The organism is Mucilaginibacter limnophilus (assembly GCF_004005815.1).
Taxonomy (GTDB): Bacteria; Bacteroidota; Bacteroidia; order Sphingobacteriales; family Sphingobacteriaceae; genus Mucilaginibacter; species Mucilaginibacter limnophilus.
In genome coordinates, this window is record NZ_SACK01000005.1 from 102,872 (window position 1) to 118,839 (window position 15,968).

General features: G+C 40.3%; 16 protein-coding genes and 1 pseudogene. 8 read left to right on the forward strand and 9 right to left on the reverse strand.

Features of this window, described 5'->3' with window-relative positions; all coding sequences use genetic code 11:
• Position 1 precedes the first annotated feature (1 nt).
• On the forward strand, positions 2 to 583 hold the full coding sequence (locus EOD41_RS12650; protein ID WP_127705442.1) for a dihydrofolate reductase family protein: 582 nt from the start codon (positions 2 to 4) through the stop codon (positions 581 to 583).
• Between the two features lie 46 nt (positions 584 to 629).
• Here EOD41_RS12650 and EOD41_RS12655 read toward each other — a convergent pair whose 3' ends face one another.
• Together EOD41_RS12655 and EOD41_RS12660 are read right to left on the reverse strand one after the other, a co-directional pair.
• The gene (locus EOD41_RS12655; protein ID WP_127705444.1) at positions 630 to 860 is read right to left on the reverse strand and encodes a hypothetical protein; all 231 of its coding nucleotides are present in this window, start codon (positions 858 to 860) and stop codon (positions 630 to 632) included.
• A 27-nt stretch (positions 861 to 887) separates the two neighbouring features.
• Positions 888 to 1,280 (reverse strand): SPW repeat domain-containing protein, encoded by a 393-nt coding sequence (locus EOD41_RS12660; protein WP_127705446.1) that lies wholly within the window; start codon positions 1,278 to 1,280, stop codon positions 888 to 890.
• Between the two features lie 594 nt (positions 1,281 to 1,874).
• Here EOD41_RS12660 and EOD41_RS12665 point away from each other — a divergent pair.
• The gene (locus tag EOD41_RS12665) at positions 1,875 to 2,117 is read left to right on the forward strand and encodes a hypothetical protein (RefSeq protein WP_127705448.1); all 243 of its coding nucleotides are present in this window, start codon (positions 1,875 to 1,877) and stop codon (positions 2,115 to 2,117) included.
• A 35-nt stretch (positions 2,118 to 2,152) separates the two neighbouring features.
• Here the strand turns inward: EOD41_RS12665 and recO are convergent, their stop codons facing one another.
• Together recO and EOD41_RS21260 are read right to left on the reverse strand one after the other, a co-directional pair.
• Positions 2,153 to 2,878, reverse strand: a complete 726-nt coding sequence (gene recO, locus EOD41_RS12670) for a DNA repair protein RecO (protein ID WP_127705450.1) — start codon at positions 2,876 to 2,878, stop codon at positions 2,153 to 2,155.
• A pseudogene (locus tag EOD41_RS21260) lies at positions 2,868 to 3,226 on the reverse strand (diacylglycerol kinase family protein). The gene recO and the pseudogene EOD41_RS21260 overlap by 11 nt, the downstream one beginning before the upstream one ends.
• A gap of 104 nt (positions 3,227 to 3,330) precedes the next feature.
• Here EOD41_RS21260 and ileS point away from each other — a divergent pair.
• The 5 genes from ileS (at position 3,331) to EOD41_RS12700 (ending at position 9,760) form a co-directional block, all read left to right on the forward strand.
• The gene (ileS, locus tag EOD41_RS12680; RefSeq protein ID WP_127705452.1) at positions 3,331 to 6,732 is read left to right on the forward strand and encodes an isoleucine--tRNA ligase; all 3,402 of its coding nucleotides are present in this window, start codon (positions 3,331 to 3,333) and stop codon (positions 6,730 to 6,732) included.
• Positions 6,732 to 7,118, forward strand: a complete 387-nt coding sequence (locus EOD41_RS12685) for a TraR/DksA family transcriptional regulator (RefSeq protein WP_127705454.1) — start codon at positions 6,732 to 6,734, stop codon at positions 7,116 to 7,118. Before ileS ends, EOD41_RS12685 begins: the two co-directional genes overlap by 1 nt.
• A gap of 3 nt (positions 7,119 to 7,121) precedes the next feature.
• Positions 7,122 to 7,727 carry a lipoprotein signal peptidase gene (locus tag EOD41_RS12690; RefSeq protein ID WP_127705457.1) on the forward strand — a complete coding sequence of 202 codons (606 nt, stop codon included), beginning with the start codon at positions 7,122 to 7,124 and terminating at the stop codon, positions 7,725 to 7,727.
• Positions 7,728 to 7,817: 90 nt separating this feature from the next.
• Positions 7,818 to 8,573 (forward strand): helix-turn-helix domain-containing protein, encoded by a 756-nt coding sequence (locus EOD41_RS12695; RefSeq protein WP_127705459.1) that lies wholly within the window; start codon positions 7,818 to 7,820, stop codon positions 8,571 to 8,573.
• Between the two features lie 29 nt (positions 8,574 to 8,602).
• Complete coding sequence (locus tag EOD41_RS12700; protein WP_127705461.1) at positions 8,603 to 9,760, forward strand: FAD-dependent oxidoreductase; 1,158 nt, start codon at positions 8,603 to 8,605, stop codon at positions 9,758 to 9,760.
• A gap of 394 nt (positions 9,761 to 10,154) precedes the next feature.
• Here EOD41_RS12700 and EOD41_RS12705 read toward each other — a convergent pair whose 3' ends face one another.
• The 5 genes from EOD41_RS12705 to EOD41_RS12725 all read right to left on the reverse strand — a co-directional run bounded on the left by EOD41_RS12705 (position 10,155) and on the right by EOD41_RS12725 (position 14,482).
• Complete coding sequence (locus EOD41_RS12705; protein ID WP_127705463.1) at positions 10,155 to 11,039, reverse strand: NAD(P)H-binding protein; 885 nt, start codon at positions 11,037 to 11,039, stop codon at positions 10,155 to 10,157.
• Between the two features lie 24 nt (positions 11,040 to 11,063).
• Positions 11,064 to 12,128, reverse strand: coding sequence for an alkene reductase (locus EOD41_RS12710; protein ID WP_127705466.1), 1,065 nt, complete (start codon positions 12,126 to 12,128; stop codon positions 11,064 to 11,066).
• Positions 12,129 to 12,207: 79 nt separating this feature from the next.
• The gene (locus EOD41_RS12715; RefSeq protein WP_127705468.1) at positions 12,208 to 13,191 is read right to left on the reverse strand and encodes a helix-turn-helix transcriptional regulator; all 984 of its coding nucleotides are present in this window, start codon (positions 13,189 to 13,191) and stop codon (positions 12,208 to 12,210) included.
• A gap of 422 nt (positions 13,192 to 13,613) precedes the next feature.
• Positions 13,614 to 14,069, reverse strand: coding sequence for a hypothetical protein (locus EOD41_RS12720; protein ID WP_127705470.1), 456 nt, complete (start codon positions 14,067 to 14,069; stop codon positions 13,614 to 13,616).
• 23 nt (positions 14,070 to 14,092) lie between these two features.
• On the reverse strand, positions 14,093 to 14,482 hold the full coding sequence (locus tag EOD41_RS12725) for a DUF4348 domain-containing protein (RefSeq protein ID WP_164849935.1): 390 nt from the start codon (positions 14,480 to 14,482) through the stop codon (positions 14,093 to 14,095).
• 997 nt (positions 14,483 to 15,479) lie between these two features.
• Here EOD41_RS12725 and EOD41_RS12730 point away from each other — a divergent pair.
• The gene (locus tag EOD41_RS12730; protein ID WP_127705474.1) at positions 15,480 to 15,902 is read left to right on the forward strand and encodes a hypothetical protein; all 423 of its coding nucleotides are present in this window, start codon (positions 15,480 to 15,482) and stop codon (positions 15,900 to 15,902) included.
• Positions 15,903 to 15,968: the final 66 nt, after the last annotated feature.

Here is a 15,968-nt window from a genome sequence, read left to right on the forward strand (position 1 = left end):
TATGGGAAATATTGTTTTGTTTATGCATTCCTCGCTTGATGGTTTTGCTGCCGGTACGCAAGGCGAATTAAACTGGGTACACGTAGATGAGGAGATTTTTGATTATATAGGGAAAAGAATTACGAAAACCAATACCGCATTATATGGCCGAGTCACTTTTGAAATGATGGAAAGCTACTGGCCAACAGCAGCCGACCAGCCCGGGGCAAGTAAACATGACAGGGAACATGCCGCTTGGTACGCGAGCGCGCGTAAGGTGGTGTTGTCAAACACATTAGACGAAACAGCGCTCAAAAATACTACTGTAATTGGAAAGGACTACGCTACTGCCATTCGTAAATTAAAGAATGAGACAACAGGGGAAATTTTGTTATTTGGAAGCCCCACAACAGCGCACGCCCTTTTTGCAGAAAACCTGATTGATGACTGCTGGCTTTTTGTTAATCCGGTATTGCTGGGCGAAGGTATTCCTGTATTCAGGGACTTAAAAGAAAAACAGCTGTTAAAGCTTTTACAAACGCATGTTTTTAGCTCTGGTGTGGTATGTCTTCATCACGAATTGCTGCACGAAAATAATCAATAACAAATAATGGAGCCGTCTCTACTTTTAGAGTCGGCTCCATTATTTGTTATTGCTGGGCGCTGTCGGCACTTGCTGAATCACCAGCAGCACCTCGTCCGGCGCCAACACCTGATGTATCCGTACCTGTCCCGGTTTGCGGCACATCAGTTGCTGTATCGCTACCCATGTTTGAGGTATCCATTGGCGTGCTGTCCGTGGTACCCTCTGTCTTATTTCCTCCGCATGATGCAAATGCCATACCGGCGCACATGCATGTTATTAACAATACTTTTTTCATAGATGTATTTAGTTTTAGATGTGAAAATTAACGGTTAAAGCCTCGCGGGTCTGTCATTTCCAGTCCGTATGCAGGTGAATGCCTTGTGAGCAACCCGGCGAAGAATGACAAAGCGCCCAGTAAAACATGCGGCAGGTATACCATATGGTAAAAGCCATATACAAACGGCAATACAATCAGTATAAATCCGGCAAACATGTCAATCACCAAATGCAGTTGCATAGGGAATACTTTAAATAACCCAAGCTCATGTTTGCTGAATATTGCCATTGTTAGCTGCATAGCTCCTATACAAACCGGTATAAAAACAGGTGCGCCGCCTAAATCGGCAAAGCCGAATATCCATGGTGAAAAAGTGATGAGTATGCCGCCAATGTAATCAAGCCAGGCGTGCATGCGTGTTGAAATTATCGCTTTCATAGGTCATATCATTTTGATCAATAATAATTACCTATTAATTACTCAACCACTTGTCAATTTGTTTTTAAAATTTAACAATAGCGACATTTTATTTAACCATTATTAAATTTTAGTTAAGATTTATCTTTTATATTGAATTTGCATTGAACACATGAGAGAGGTAAGTTGTGAAATAATGTGAATGTATTTCACCTTAAAATGACTTGCTTTTTTAAAAATATCAATGACTATTTAAAAGTTTCGACACCGAATTTTAGCAAATCATCAAAAAAACGACTCAAAAACACTACAAAATTCCCGTTTCAATAAATTTTTAACCAAAAACAGTGATTTCAAATAATTTTTATTAAATTTTATGTTAAAATAGGTTAAAAAATTAGTTTTTTTAAAAGTGGGAATATATATTTGCAGAGTACAATTTATCGTCCTAAAACAAGTCGTTCTTTATGATAAATTTTATGAGGTCAGTTAATATAGAAAAGAGAAGGCAGACGCTTTCTCTTTTTTTGTTTAATACCATCTATATACAATAATTCTCCCTGAATTTTAAACATAACTTTTGTTTCACGTGTTATGCCTAAAAACAACAACGTTATGACTGATATCACACCAGCCGAAAAAGACGGCAAATATGAATTTACGATTTCCTATTCTGAAAGGGAACTTACCTGCTACGTAGAGAAAGAACAGAATAAGCTGCATGTAACCATTGATAAAACTTTACATGCCGAGCTGGTTATAAATAACGATGGAAGTATCACGCAAACAGAGGGTGCACCTATACCGCCATCAACTATTGACTATATTAAAAAACAGATATTAGGCCACCAGGTATAATGGCTCACGGTAGCGCGGTGATTTCCGCGCTGCCATTAATTCAAAACATCTTCAAGCACCTCGTGTGAGCGAATACTGCCAAATCCCTCAATGTGCAGCGCGTAATACTCAAGCAGTTTATTGATCATGTACCGGCGCTCGTCGTTTGATAGCCTGATTTGTGCAGAAGCGCCAAAACCACTTTGCAGCAGTTTAATTAAATTTTGAGTGTGTGGCGGCGACAGGTACAACACCCCATCGGGCTTATAATTGCTGAACACACCATTTTTCATATCAAAATAGGCTGCGTCTTTAGCGCCGGCTTTATCAGGATAAAAACCAAGGTATCGCGTTAGCTGAAGTAAAAACAATAGGTGAAAATTTGCCAGGCCGTCGTTTTGATGATCGAGCCATTCAATCGCGTTAAATACAAAATCAAACAATTGTTCATCAGCCGATTGCTGCCGCACCGCTTTGTACAGCACCTCATTCAAAAATATAGCGATGCAGCTTTTTATCACATCATAAGGAATAGTTTGCAATACAGGCGAATTTTTCAACTCAGATATGCGCTGTACCGATCCGGCGTTTTTATGATACACTACCATATCAACCAAATGCAGCGGCTGCAGCATATTACGCGGTATTTTGGCCTTCGGCTTTTTCACTCCGTTTATAATATACGATTGCATACCAAACTTTTCGGTGAATACCTGTACAATTACGCTGCTTTCGCTATAGTCGGTAGTTTTAAATATAATTCCGCGGGTTTTATGCACCATGGGTAAGTAACTGGTATATCCTGGGTAAAAATAAGATACAACCCGTTATTAATGCAAAAATAGCGGCAATTACAACCGCGCCGGCGCTTAGGTCTTTTACACGGCCTGCTTTTTCATTCCATTCAGGGGAAACCAGGTCAGTAAGTATCTCCATAGCGGTATTTATCATTTCGGCAGTTATAACCAGCATTATAGCAATTAGCAGCCGTAAACGCTCACATGCAACCATATACCACATGCTACCGCAATTACAACCCCTGCAGCATGAACCTTAAAATTAAGCTGTGTTGTGTAAGCATATCGTACGCCTTTGAACGCGTAACCGAAACTGCGAAGTATCTTCTTCATGTGTCTTGCTGGCTTTTGAGGTGCATTTTAATGCCTTAACATACCCATTCTAAAGTAAAAATCCGTATTTTTGCGAACTCTAAAAATTGAGGCGGAATACACTGATGTACAACGAATATAAGCAGTTAAATTTATCTAAAACAGGCAAAGAGGTACTGGAGTTCTGGAAACAGAACAACATTTTTGAAAAAAGTATTACAAGCCGTCCGGCAAGTAACCCGTACACTTTTTACGAAGGGCCGCCAAGCGCCAATGGCATGCCCGGCATACACCACGTAATGGCGCGCGCTATTAAGGATATTTTTTGCCGTTATAAAACATTAAAAGGTTACCGCGTTAAACGTAAAGGCGGCTGGGATACCCACGGACTGCCTATTGAACTGGCGGTTGAAAAATCGCTGGGTATTACTAAAGACGACATCGGCAAAAAGATTTCTGTAAAAGATTATAACGATGCCTGCCGCAGCGAGGTGATGCGCTATACTGATGTATGGAACGACCTTACCGAAAAAATGGGTTACTGGGTCGACCTTGAAAACCCGTACATTACTTATGAGAACGAATACATAGAAAGCCTTTGGTGGATACTGAAACAACTTTATCAGAAAGGCTTTTTATATAAAGGATATACCATACAGCCATATTCACCAAAATCGGGCACGGGGCTTAGTTCGCACGAGCTGAACCAGCCGGGCACCTATAAAATGGTGAAGGATACTACTATTATTGCACAGTTCCATGTAAAAAAAGAGCAGCAGCATGAGGTTGCTCAACAATTGTTTGCCAACGCTACCGGCGACCTAACCATACTCGCCTGGACGACTACCCCCTGGACACTGCCATCAAACAGCGCGTTAGCCGTTGGAGAAAACGTTGATTACGTACAAATAAACACTTTTAATCAATATACCTATACTCCTGTAAGTGTAGTTTTGGCTAAAGACCTTGTTAAAAAACATTTTAAGGCTGAAGCAGAAAATATTTCATTTACTGATTACAAAGGCGGCGATAAACTGATACCATGGACAGTTGCCGGGGAGTTTAAAGGCGCACAATTGGTTGGCATAAAATACCACCAGCTACTGCCATACGTAACCAATGCCGATTTGGAGCAAAATGGTTTCCGTGTAATTGCAGGCGATTTTGTGACTACCGAAGATGGTACCGGTATAGTACACATTGCGCCTACTTTTGGCGCGGACGACTTTAGGGTTGCCAAAGAAAGCGGTGTAACGGCCGTAATGGTGAAAGACGAAGCCGGCAAAGATGTGCCTTTGGTAAACAAGCAAGGCCGCTTTGTTGATGAGGTTACCGATTTTGCGGGACTTTACGTAAAAGAAGAATACTACACCAAAGAGGAACGTGAAGCAGCAGGTTTTAAACCTACCGATGTGCTTATCGCTATCAAACTGAAAGAGGATAACAAAGCGTTTGATGTACGTAAATATGAGCACAGTTACCCGCACTCGTGGCGTACCGATGAGCCGATATTATACTACCCGCTTGATAGCTGGTTTATAAAAACCACCGCTGTAAAAGACAAGCTGGTAGCTCTTAACAAAACCATTAACTGGAAACCTGAAGCAACCGGTACCGGTCGTTTTGGTAACTGGCTGGAAAATTTGGTTGACTGGAACCTGTCGCGTTCACGCTATTGGGGCACTCCGCTGCCTATATGGCGCGAGGAGAACGGCAGCGAAGAGAAATGCATAGGCTCTATTGCTGACCTGAAAAAAGAAATAGAAATATCGATAGCCGCGGGACACATGCCTGCCGGTTTTGATATTGACGATTTACACCGCCCATATGTGGATGATGTGATACTGACATCAACTAGTGGCAACCGCATGCTACGCGAACCCGACCTGATTGACGTTTGGTTTGACAGCGGCGCCATGCCTTACGCGCAATGGCATTTTCCGTTTGAAAACAAGGAAGAATTTAAAAATGCCTATCCGGCAGATTTTATTGCCGAAGGTGTTGACCAAACACGCGGATGGTTCTTTACCCTGCATGCAATAGCTGTTTTGCTTAGCGAAACCAGCGACGAGATAAAATCAATAAACGAAGCCATTGGCAACGGCGGTATATCGTTTAAAAACGTGGTATCAAACGGCTTGGTGCTTGATAAGAACGGCAACAAAATGTCGAAACGTTTGGGCAATGCTACCGATCCGTTCGAAACCATTGAGCAATACAGTGCCGATGCTACCCGCTGGTACATGATCAGCAACGCCTCGCCATGGGATAACCTAAAATTTAATATTGAAGGGCTGGACGAGGTGCGCCGTAAATTCTTCGGTACACTATATAATACTTACTCGTTTTTCGCGCTGTATGCCAATATCGATAGGTTCACTTACAGCGAGGCAGAAATAGCAATTGAGAACCGTCCTGAGCTTGACCGCTGGATCATATCTTTATTAAATACATTAACCAAAGAAGTTGATGAGTTTTATGCGGATTTTGAGCCAACAAAAGCTACACGTGCAATACAGGAGTTTGTTGACGAGCATTTCAGCAATTGGTATATCCGTTTAGGCCGCCGCCGTTTCTGGAAATCAGAGAACTCAGAAGATAAACTTTCGGCCTACCAAACGCTTTATACCTGCCTGGTAACCCTGTCGAAACTGATATCACCGGTAGCGCCTTTCTTTGCAGAGCGTTTGTATAAAGATTTAAACAGCGTTACCAATAAAGAGGAGTTTGAATCTGTACACCTGAGCTTCTTCCCTGAATACCATACTGATTTGGTTGACAAATCGCTTGAAGAGCGTATGCAACTGGCACAGGATATATCGTCGCTGGTGCTGTCGCTTCGTAAAAAAGTGAGCATCAATGTGCGTCAGCCATTAAGCAAGATATTGTTACCGGTATTGAACAAAGACTTTGAACATCAGGTTGAACTGGTGAAGGAATTGATACTGTCTGAAACGAATATCAAAAATATTGAGTACATTACAGACGCTGCCGGTTTCATCAAGAAAAAAGTGAAACCAAACTTTAAGGCATTGGGACCAAAAGCCGGCAAAAACATGAAGGCTGTTGCCGAGGCAATAACCAATATGGACCAGCAGGTGCTTAGCCAGTTAGAGGAAACAGGCAGTACGGTATTTGAAATAGGCGATTCACGTTTTGAGGTAGTAATATCCGACGTTGAAATTATAGCCGAGGACGTTCCGGGATGGCAAGTTGCAAATTTAGGCAAACTAACCGTGGCTTTAGATGTTACCGTTACCGAAGAGTTAAAACAGGAAGGATTATCACGTGAGTTTATCAACCGCGTACAAAATATCCGTAAAGACAAAGGCTTTGAGGTAACTGACAAGATCAGCGTTAGCTATAAAACTGATAGTCAACTAATCGTAAAAGCTATAGAAAATAATTTATCCTATATTTGCGCCGAAATTTTAGCCGACAATGTAGTGTTTGACAGCGCATTAACGGAAGGCGAAAAAGTGGTAATAGACGACACTGAACTATTGATATCTATAAGAAAAGTATAATGGCAAACGAAACTGTAAAAACAAGATATTCTGACGCGGAGCTGCAGGAATTTAAAGAGATCATACTTGAAAAACTGCGCACAGCTAAAGAAGAACTGAACGCGCTGGCTTCATCATTAAGCTCGCCAAACGCAAATGGTACCGACGATACTGCAGGTACATATAAAACTTTGGAAGACGGATCGGCTACTTTAGAAAAAGAGCAGATCAATCAGCTGGCTGCAAGGCAGAAAAAGTTTATTGAGCAGCTTGACGCCGCTTTGGTGCGTATTGAAAACAAAACCTATGGCGTTTGCCGTGAAACCGGTAAACTGATACAAAAAGAGCGTTTACGCGCTGTTCCGCATACTACGCTGAGCATGGAAGCCAAAATGCGCCAAAACTAATAAATGAAGGCTTCGTACGTTAAGCCGTTCCTTGTAGCGGCGTTTATTATCCTGGTCGACCAGATCATTAAGATATGGGTGCGTACCAACATGTTGCCCCAGGAAGAAATAAGGTTTTTAGGCAAATATGGCATGCTTCACTATACCGAAAATAATGGCATGGCTTTCGGCATGGAACTGGGCGGCGAACTGGGTAAACTGGCTTTAACGCTATTCCGTATAGTCGCTGTAATTGCTATTGGCTGGGGTTTGGTTCATCTGATAAGGCACAAATACCACCGCGGTCTTATCATGAACGTAGCGCTTATTTTAGCCGGCGCTGTAGGTAATATTATCGACTCGACGTTTTATGGCGTAATATTTAAATATGCGCCAATCTTTCACGGCCGTGTGGTGGACATGTTCTACTTTCCGCTTTTACAAGGCCACTTTCCGCAATGGTTCCCGATATGGGCAGGCGAAGAATTTATATTCTTCAGGCCAGTATTTAACCTTGCCGACGCGGCCATATCGGTTGGTGTTATATTGATACTGATATTTCAAAAACGTTATTTTAAAACAGAAGAACCCGAGCCGGCAAGTCCGAACAGCGAGGTAGTTGAAGAATAAATCAAAACTTACTTATAGAAAGCCGCTTTACGCGGCTTTTTTGATTATAAGCATTTGAGTATCTAATTTAAGCCTCATAGATATAAGACAATGGACAATGGCTTTAGGCTGAAATTTATTGAACCGGATAAAACAATTGCCGACTATGTAGAAAGCATCGGCATGTTTCACAATCAACTGGAAACCGAGAAAGAGGTTGTGGTAATACCCGACGGGCGTATCGATCTGTTTTTCTGGAAACCGGCGTCACAATCTTCACAAGTATTATTGATTGGGCTGGAAACACTTCCTGAACAAAGATTTGTCCCTCCTCATACACTTGCTTTTGTAATCAGCTTTAAACCCATAGCAGTAGAGTATATCCTAAAAGAACCTATTGCAGATATCATCAACAGTGCTAAAAACCTTCCTGATGATTTTTGGAATTTCAATGCTGATGACCTTAATAATTTTGATTCATTTTACCGGAAGGCCGTTAAAACTATTACATCACTACTTCCGAAAGAAACAGATAGAAGAAAGCAAAAGCTTTTTGAACTGATCTATTCATCAAACGGCGAAATGAGCGTAGCCGAACTTGCTGAAAAGTCAGCATGGAGCAGCAGACAGATCAACCGGTATTTTAATCAGCAGTACGGACTTTCACTAAAAGCCTATTGTAATATCCTCCGCTTCAGGGCATCATTGGAACACTTGGCCCATGGAAAACTTTTCCCTGAATTGAACTTTACAGATCAGGCGCATTTTATAAAAGCCGTAAAAAAGTTTTCGGGCGTAGTACCCAAAGAACTGGTTAAAAATACGAATGACCGATTTTTACTATTATCCGTATTGAAGCACAAATAGTTTTGTACCGTATTTAAATATTATACGGTATGTTATTAACAGATAAACAAGTAGCAATAGTAGGCGGCGGCCCGGGCGGCTTAACATTAGCCAGGCTTTTGCAGCTTAAAGGCGTTAATGTAAAGTTATACGAAAGGGATTTTAATAAAGACGCCCGCGTGCAGGGTTCCCCTCTTGATATGCATGAAGGATCAGGATTAGCAGCTTTACGTAAAGCTAATCTGTTAGATGAATTCAGAAAAAATTTTCTTCCCGGCGCTGATAAGAAGCTAATTATGAATGAACATGCTGAAATATTTTTTAGCGATCATGACAAACCCGAGGAAAATTTTGGTCACGAATATTTTCGGCCCGAAATAGATCGCGGCACACTAAGAAAGATATTACTAAAATCGCTGAAATCCGGTACTGTTGTGTGGGATAGCCACTTTATTTCGATGGAAAAACAAGGTGAGGGTTGGCTGCTACATTTTAAGAACGGGTTTTCTGCCTATGCAGATATTGTTATAGCTGCTGATGGCGCGAATTCAAAAATCCGCCCATACATTACTGATATCAAACCTTTTTATTCAGGCATTACAATGCTTGAGGGCAATGTATATAATTCAAAAAAGTCAGCACCAAGTATTGATGCCTTAATAAAAGGCGGAAAGATCATGGCATTTGGCAATCAAAAAAACCTACTGATGGGTCAAAAAGGCAACGGTGATCTCGGCTTTTATGCAAGCTTTAAAGCTGGTGAAGAGTGGTCGGCAACTAACGAACTCAACTATGCCGATAAATCACAAATATTGGCTTGGTTTAAACAAGAATATTCTGAATGGAGCACCATTTGGTATGAACTGTTTAAAAATGCCGGAGCACCATTTATTCCACGTCCGATATATTGTATGCCGTTAAATCAAACATGGACAGCTTTACCTAACCTGACAATGATTGGTGATGCCGCGCATGTAATGCCTCCCTTTGCGGGTGAAGGCGCAAACATGGCAATGCTTGATGCACTTAAATTAAGTGAATGCTTGACGGATGGAACACATCAAACATTGCAAGAGGCCATTGCCGCATATGAAGTTGAAATGCGTAAGCGGGCAGCAATAGCAGCGCAGGAATCACTTGAAAATGGCGAAAAAATGCACTCAGAACATTCATTAGCTATAATGCTTGAGATGTTTAGCAGCCATTAAAATAATGTTAAAGCTTAAGCTTAACACTTAAATTATTGATCAACCATATATTAAGGAAGCGAAAATTTTCTGAAAATTGTGACTTCGTTTCGTGATCATCATTACTAAAGTCAATTAAATAAAGAAGGCCTTGCAATTGCAAGACCTTTTTTGTAGAGGCAAGGGGTTAAATCATATTTATACTATCGAAGTAAAATATTTTACCGCCCTATGCATCGGCAACGGCCCCCAGATGGTTTTTACTTATTCGCATCGCTTGTTCCAGCATACTTTGAAAGTCAGTTAAAAATTCCCCTTATTACTTTGGCTGAATATATTCAATGCAACCCCGATTGGAATGTTGATGGTTTCCAGCACCCCGGCGGTTAGTTTTAAAAATTACCTTTCATAGCTGTTAACTTGAATAAGCTATTTGAAACTCTTTTGCAAATTCTTCCAGTTTGGTTTTGCCGGTTACTTTTGCGCCTTTCTTAAAAAAATCTTCGGTAATGATGCCTGCCCTTACACCTTGCCCCATTTCCACGATCAGCCCAACCAATTCAGGCGGTAGGCCGGCAGATAGCATACCTTGTTTAAGCTGTTCATCCGGAATATTTGTCCAGGCTAACTCCGGCTTACTTATTGCCTCGCCAAATAAAGCCGCGATTTCATTTCCGGTTGATACATCACTTACAATGTACTTCACCTCGAAGCCATTTCCTTGAGCCTGCAACTCTTCCGCAATTGCTGACGAAAGGTCTCCAGGATGTGTAAGGGCTAACCGGTAATCGCCGCTGTAATTGTTGCCGAAAATGCCCCGGCTCTTGATTGATGGAATATCTCTTAAAAAATTAACGTAGAAAAACCCTGACCTCACAATGGTGACATTAACCCCATCCAATTGCCTCAATATTTGCTCTACCTGATGTACCCCTTGTACCGGGCCGGTCCCTTTAGGTGCATCTGCACCAACGCTGCTCAGCATTACCACCCTACGCACACCTGCATTTTTAATTGCCTGTGCATAAGCTTGCCCTGCATTTGCAATATTTTGTATCAGATTTGTTGCGCCCATTGATGGCGGCATCATGGTGTACACCGCGTCTGCATTTTTAAATGCTCTGGTTAAAAATGCAGTGTCACTAATTGAACCTACTGCTGCTGTTGCGCCCAGCGCTTCAATCTCTTCTCTACGTTCGGACTTGGTGGTTATTACGGTTACCTTATGGCCTGCAGCGATTAACTTTTTTACTAATGGTTTGGCTACATTTCCTAATGAGCCTGTTGTTGTGATTTTCATCTTATATGTTTTAATAATAAGTAATTAATTGAATTCAGGATAGTCAGTATAACCTTGCTCGCCGGGAGTATAAAGTGTATTATAATCCGGCTCATTGAGGGGGACATTTTTTTCTATCCTCCTTATAAAGTCAGGGTTAGCTAAAAAACTTCTGCCAAACGCTACCAAATCTGCTGAGCCTGATTGTAGTTTTGTTTCTGCGGTTTCTGCGGTTAGCCCATTACAATAGATGATGGTATTAGAAAAGGCTGTACGGATACTTTGATGTGTCTTTTCAGGTATACCCGGGTTGTCGGAAATGTGCAGGTAAGCAATACCCAGGCGATTTAATTCAGTAGCCAAATAAACATAGGTTTCGTGTACTTCGGTTTCATTATATGCAGGCATGTCGTTAGATGTCAGGAATGGCGAAATACGTATGCCGATCTTGTTTGCACCAATGGTTTCGGCAACCTTATTGGCGATCTCCAATGTTAACCGGCTACGATTTACTATTGTTCCACCGTAATTATCAGTCCGATTATTTACGTGCGGATTTAAGGATTGTTCAAGCAGGTAACCATGGGCGCCATGCAGTTCTATACCGTCAAAGCCGGCGGCTATTGCGTTTTTTGCTGCATCAACATGATCTTGTATTACACGTGTGATGCCTTTTTCATCCAGAGCAACAGGTAATGAATATTCCTGCATACCGGTATCGGTGTAAATCTCGCCTATTGCTTTAATGTTGGATAATCCCACCACCTTATGTCCTTCAGGAAGATTAGAGATATGAGCTATCCTGCCGGTGTGCATTAATTGCAGAAATATTTTGGAGCCACCTTCGTGTACCGCATTAGTAACAAGTTTCCATCCTTGAACCTGGCCTTGTGTAAAGATGCCAGGTATGCGCGGATAACCTAAACCTTCTGGGCTGGGTGAAGTGCCTTCAGTGATAATTAACCCGGCGCCTGAACGTTGTTTGTAATAGGTGGCCATAAGTTCATTGGGAACATTGCCCAGTGCCCGGCTACGGGTCATGGGGGCCATCACGATATGATTTTTTAATTGCAGTGTGCCGTTATTATACGGCTGGAATAACTTTTTCATTTTGCTATGTTTTGATTGACATAGCAAAGTTGCGCCTAATCAACAGCTGATAATAGCGCAAGAAGTCGCAAAATCAGTCCTATCCGACAGAAGAAAAGCGTTTAGGAGTAAGGCCATAATGTTTTTCAAAGAGCCGACTGAAATGACTGAGGTTTGTAAAGCCCAATTCGTAACCAACCTCGGCAACAGATCGCTTTCCTTGTTTTAGCAGGAAGGCCGCTTCTTCCATACGGGCTTTCTGATAATAATTGTAGATGGTATCGCCAAAAGTTTGCTTAAAAAGCCCTTTTAGTTTGGTCTCACTCATGGCCGCAATATGTGCCAGCTCGCTAAGTACCGGCGGCACGCTAAGGTCGCTTAGTACCTCCTTGCGGATATGAAGTAACCGTTCAGCATCCGCATTATTAATGCTTTGATGCGTGCTGTTTTCCCGTGAGGCCAATTGATGAAAAAGCAAATACAATAGTTCCTGTACTTTAATTTGCATATAAAAATGACTCAGGCTGTCGTTCATGTTTACAGCTGTCATATTTTTTAACAATAGCTTGGTTTCTGCGGTCATACTTTCAAAAAAAAGAAAAGAACTACCGTTGCTGCTAATGGTCTTGATAACCGAATTAGGATTTTCAATAGCTAATAAAGCCGCTAGATAAACCGGCGAAATGGCGATAACTACATAATGAATATGGTGGCCGGCGGGAAAGCGTATGGTTGAACTCAGGTCGTTCGAGGTAACCTGTATTGCCGAATCATCCCGCTGAGAAAAAAGCACCGGCGGAGTATTATTAAAGGCAATACCAAGTGCTTGTTCGTTGCTGTAAAAGAAAATAGTGATCAGTTCATTACCAAGTCCCGACGCATTGCGCTTTATAATGAGGTCTTCATGAAGCGTGTACTGGTGCAGTGTAATCTTAAATTCTTGGCCGAACGACAATTTGCGTATGTAACCTTGTCCTAAATCACCCGGAATAAGCATTAGTCCATCATGTACCGGCGTGCCAATATGATGTGAAAATTGCGTCAAAAAGTCAAAATCGGGTGTTGCGGAAAAGCTAAATATCATAAATAGTTGGTATAAGGCCAAAATTCAATATCTAAAATACAATTTCATATACGTCTTTAATATTTCTTGAACGCATACCCTAATTACAAAACAGCCATAAGCAATTAACTGAAAATTCAGTTTTAATTACTGGTGGCTGATAATTTTTCGATAATTAACCTTATTATAAGCTATATTCTGTATGAAAATGTTGTGTCTTTTGAATATACTTTAAATGGTTCAAGTTGTACAAGATAACAAGCAAAACATCGTAATACATATATATGATAAAGGTCTCATCAAGCTAATGTAAAATATTAAAATGCCAATCACCTTAATTGAACTTCCGACACTTTGACTATTTTTCCCTTATAAAGGATGGTGTTGAATTTAAGTGTCGCTGGCATCATTCGATTAAGTTTGGTGATAGCCCTTTGACTCAATTATTTTTTCTTTACCAATAAGAATTTGGTGTACTGTGTAATCAAACGCTTAACCTGTTCATTTTGCACATACTCTTCCTTTCGTTCATAACTGATCTCTAAATCACTTTTACCCAAAAGTTCAAGTATATCTCTGGCAATTTTTCGCAATACTTTCCAGTCTTCGTTAGAAGAGAGCTGTTGGTCATCCCAAAAGTCAGGGTTTTGGTCTCCGCTATAATTATCCAGTAATTGGTCAAGCTCGTTCAATCTATCAAATTGCTGTTGATTAATTAAGCCTGCATCAAGGTATTCTTGCTTGCTCAAAGTAAAGTAGCTGTGAAAATCCTCAGCCATTTCATCAGCAACACAACCATGCCCCATGAGTTCTTTTTGTCGTTCTGCAGTTGATGATAGAATGATCAGATTCTTAACCAGCTCGTCAAATTTCCAATATACACCTTCTTCGTAACCCATACCAAGTGCGCTATTTAATTGTGTTATGTAGATTTATCTGTAACAAGGAACAAATACCATTTACCATTTTTATTTTCAAACGTGTATGCTGTGTGCACACCTGTATCTTTAATTTCAAGTAGAATAGTTATTCTTCCTTTACCCATATTCTGTTTAGATATTATAATATCCTTGATTTCAAGCAAATTTACAAGTCTCCACTCCGGCTTGTTGATATACTTAACATATTGCTTATCTGCGTCATCTACCGTTACTATTTTAAGGGGAAACATGATTCTGGCAAGCTGAAAACTAGTATTGGCATTGAACTTTTTAAAGAACGCATCGAACTTTTCAACCTGTGCAATTGGATCACTATACAGGTATATTGATCTATTTAAATCACTTTCCCTAAGGTGTGGTTCACCGCTCACATGAGTGATAAAAAAGGTCAAATAGCAGAGGTTGGCAATAAGTGTAGATTTAAAGATCGTGCGCATTAATTATATTCCGGTTAATGTATTTAAATATACAATTATCTTGAATAGCCTATTATTGGATTTTCTTCAATTCCTGTTTTTAACTTTTCGTACTTTATACCGGGAAAGAAACTTTAGGATTGAGAACTCAAAAAAAGTGGACAGAAAAGGTTATACAATTGTCCTTTTTTATGAAAGAGGAACAATTGAGTTTTGTGTTTTCTACGTTTTGCGGTGTGAGTTTGAATTCTTGTTGAGATTAGGGTTGAGTCTTACTAACAGCATTTAAAAGGTAAAGAGCTCCGATCAGCCTTAAGTGCACAGTTTATTTCTAGCAGTATAATTTATTATACTATGTATTTAGAAAATGTATCAACTATAGTGCTTTCCGACACTTTGACTATTTTCCCTTATAAAGGATGGAGTTGGATTTAAGTGTCTGGATTAAAGATAAATTTGTCAATTACACTCCTACTGAAGAAGGGGTTAAACTCCCTTGATATGATTTGTATTTTTATTTTTCGAAAAAATAGGTTTTTAGAAATTGAGGAGGAGGGAAAACCATCTCTACCTACATCCTTTAAAAGGTAAAATGTGCAAATGAATATCTAAATAACGCTTTAATCTGGAATTTAAATCACACCTACACTTCACTTGAAAAACATGGTTTATAACCCCTTAATATAAAACGTAGTAATACAATAAGGTGCTGAATTATTATGAGTGACCGATTTGCTATAAGCTACAAGGCTTTGTTATTTACGATATTTTTGTACATTTTTTTTAAAAAAAATGCCGGTTTTCGGTGATCTTTACGGTAAGCCTCATGGTCGCCCTCGTATTCTAGATAAGTGAATTGGGCTCCGGTATGCCGCAATTGGTTTATCAACTTGTTGATTTGCGCCTTGGAATATTTGTCTTCATTAGGCCTGGAGGCTGTAATTAAATTATTATGAAAAAAATCGTAAGTCTTTTAGTGGTACTATTAACAGGCGTGCATGCTTTTTGTCAGCAACCAACAATATCGAAGCCGGTGGCTGACACTGTGTATTATTTTTTAGATTTAGATGCGATACCAGTGGCTGATCGGATGATCAGCGCTGACACAGCAGCCAGGTCTCAGGTCTTTTACCACATATACTGCCCGTGCTTAAAAGACAATTTGTACCCTGTACTTCGAAGCAATGTTACCAAGAAAACGAAATTTGTGAACTTCAATCATAGCAAGTTAAAATTTATTGCCCTAAGAGAGTTAATCGAGTTGATTAAGACTAATGACGATGTTAAATTTAACGACAGGCATATTATTTATTTGTCAGTCGTGAAGAAGATGGGATTTACAAAAATCAGGCATTTTACCTCGGCTCAAAAGTGATAACTGTCAATTAACTCTTTTTAGAACGCATAGATTTAATACAGTTTCACACTTCATCTTTTTTCG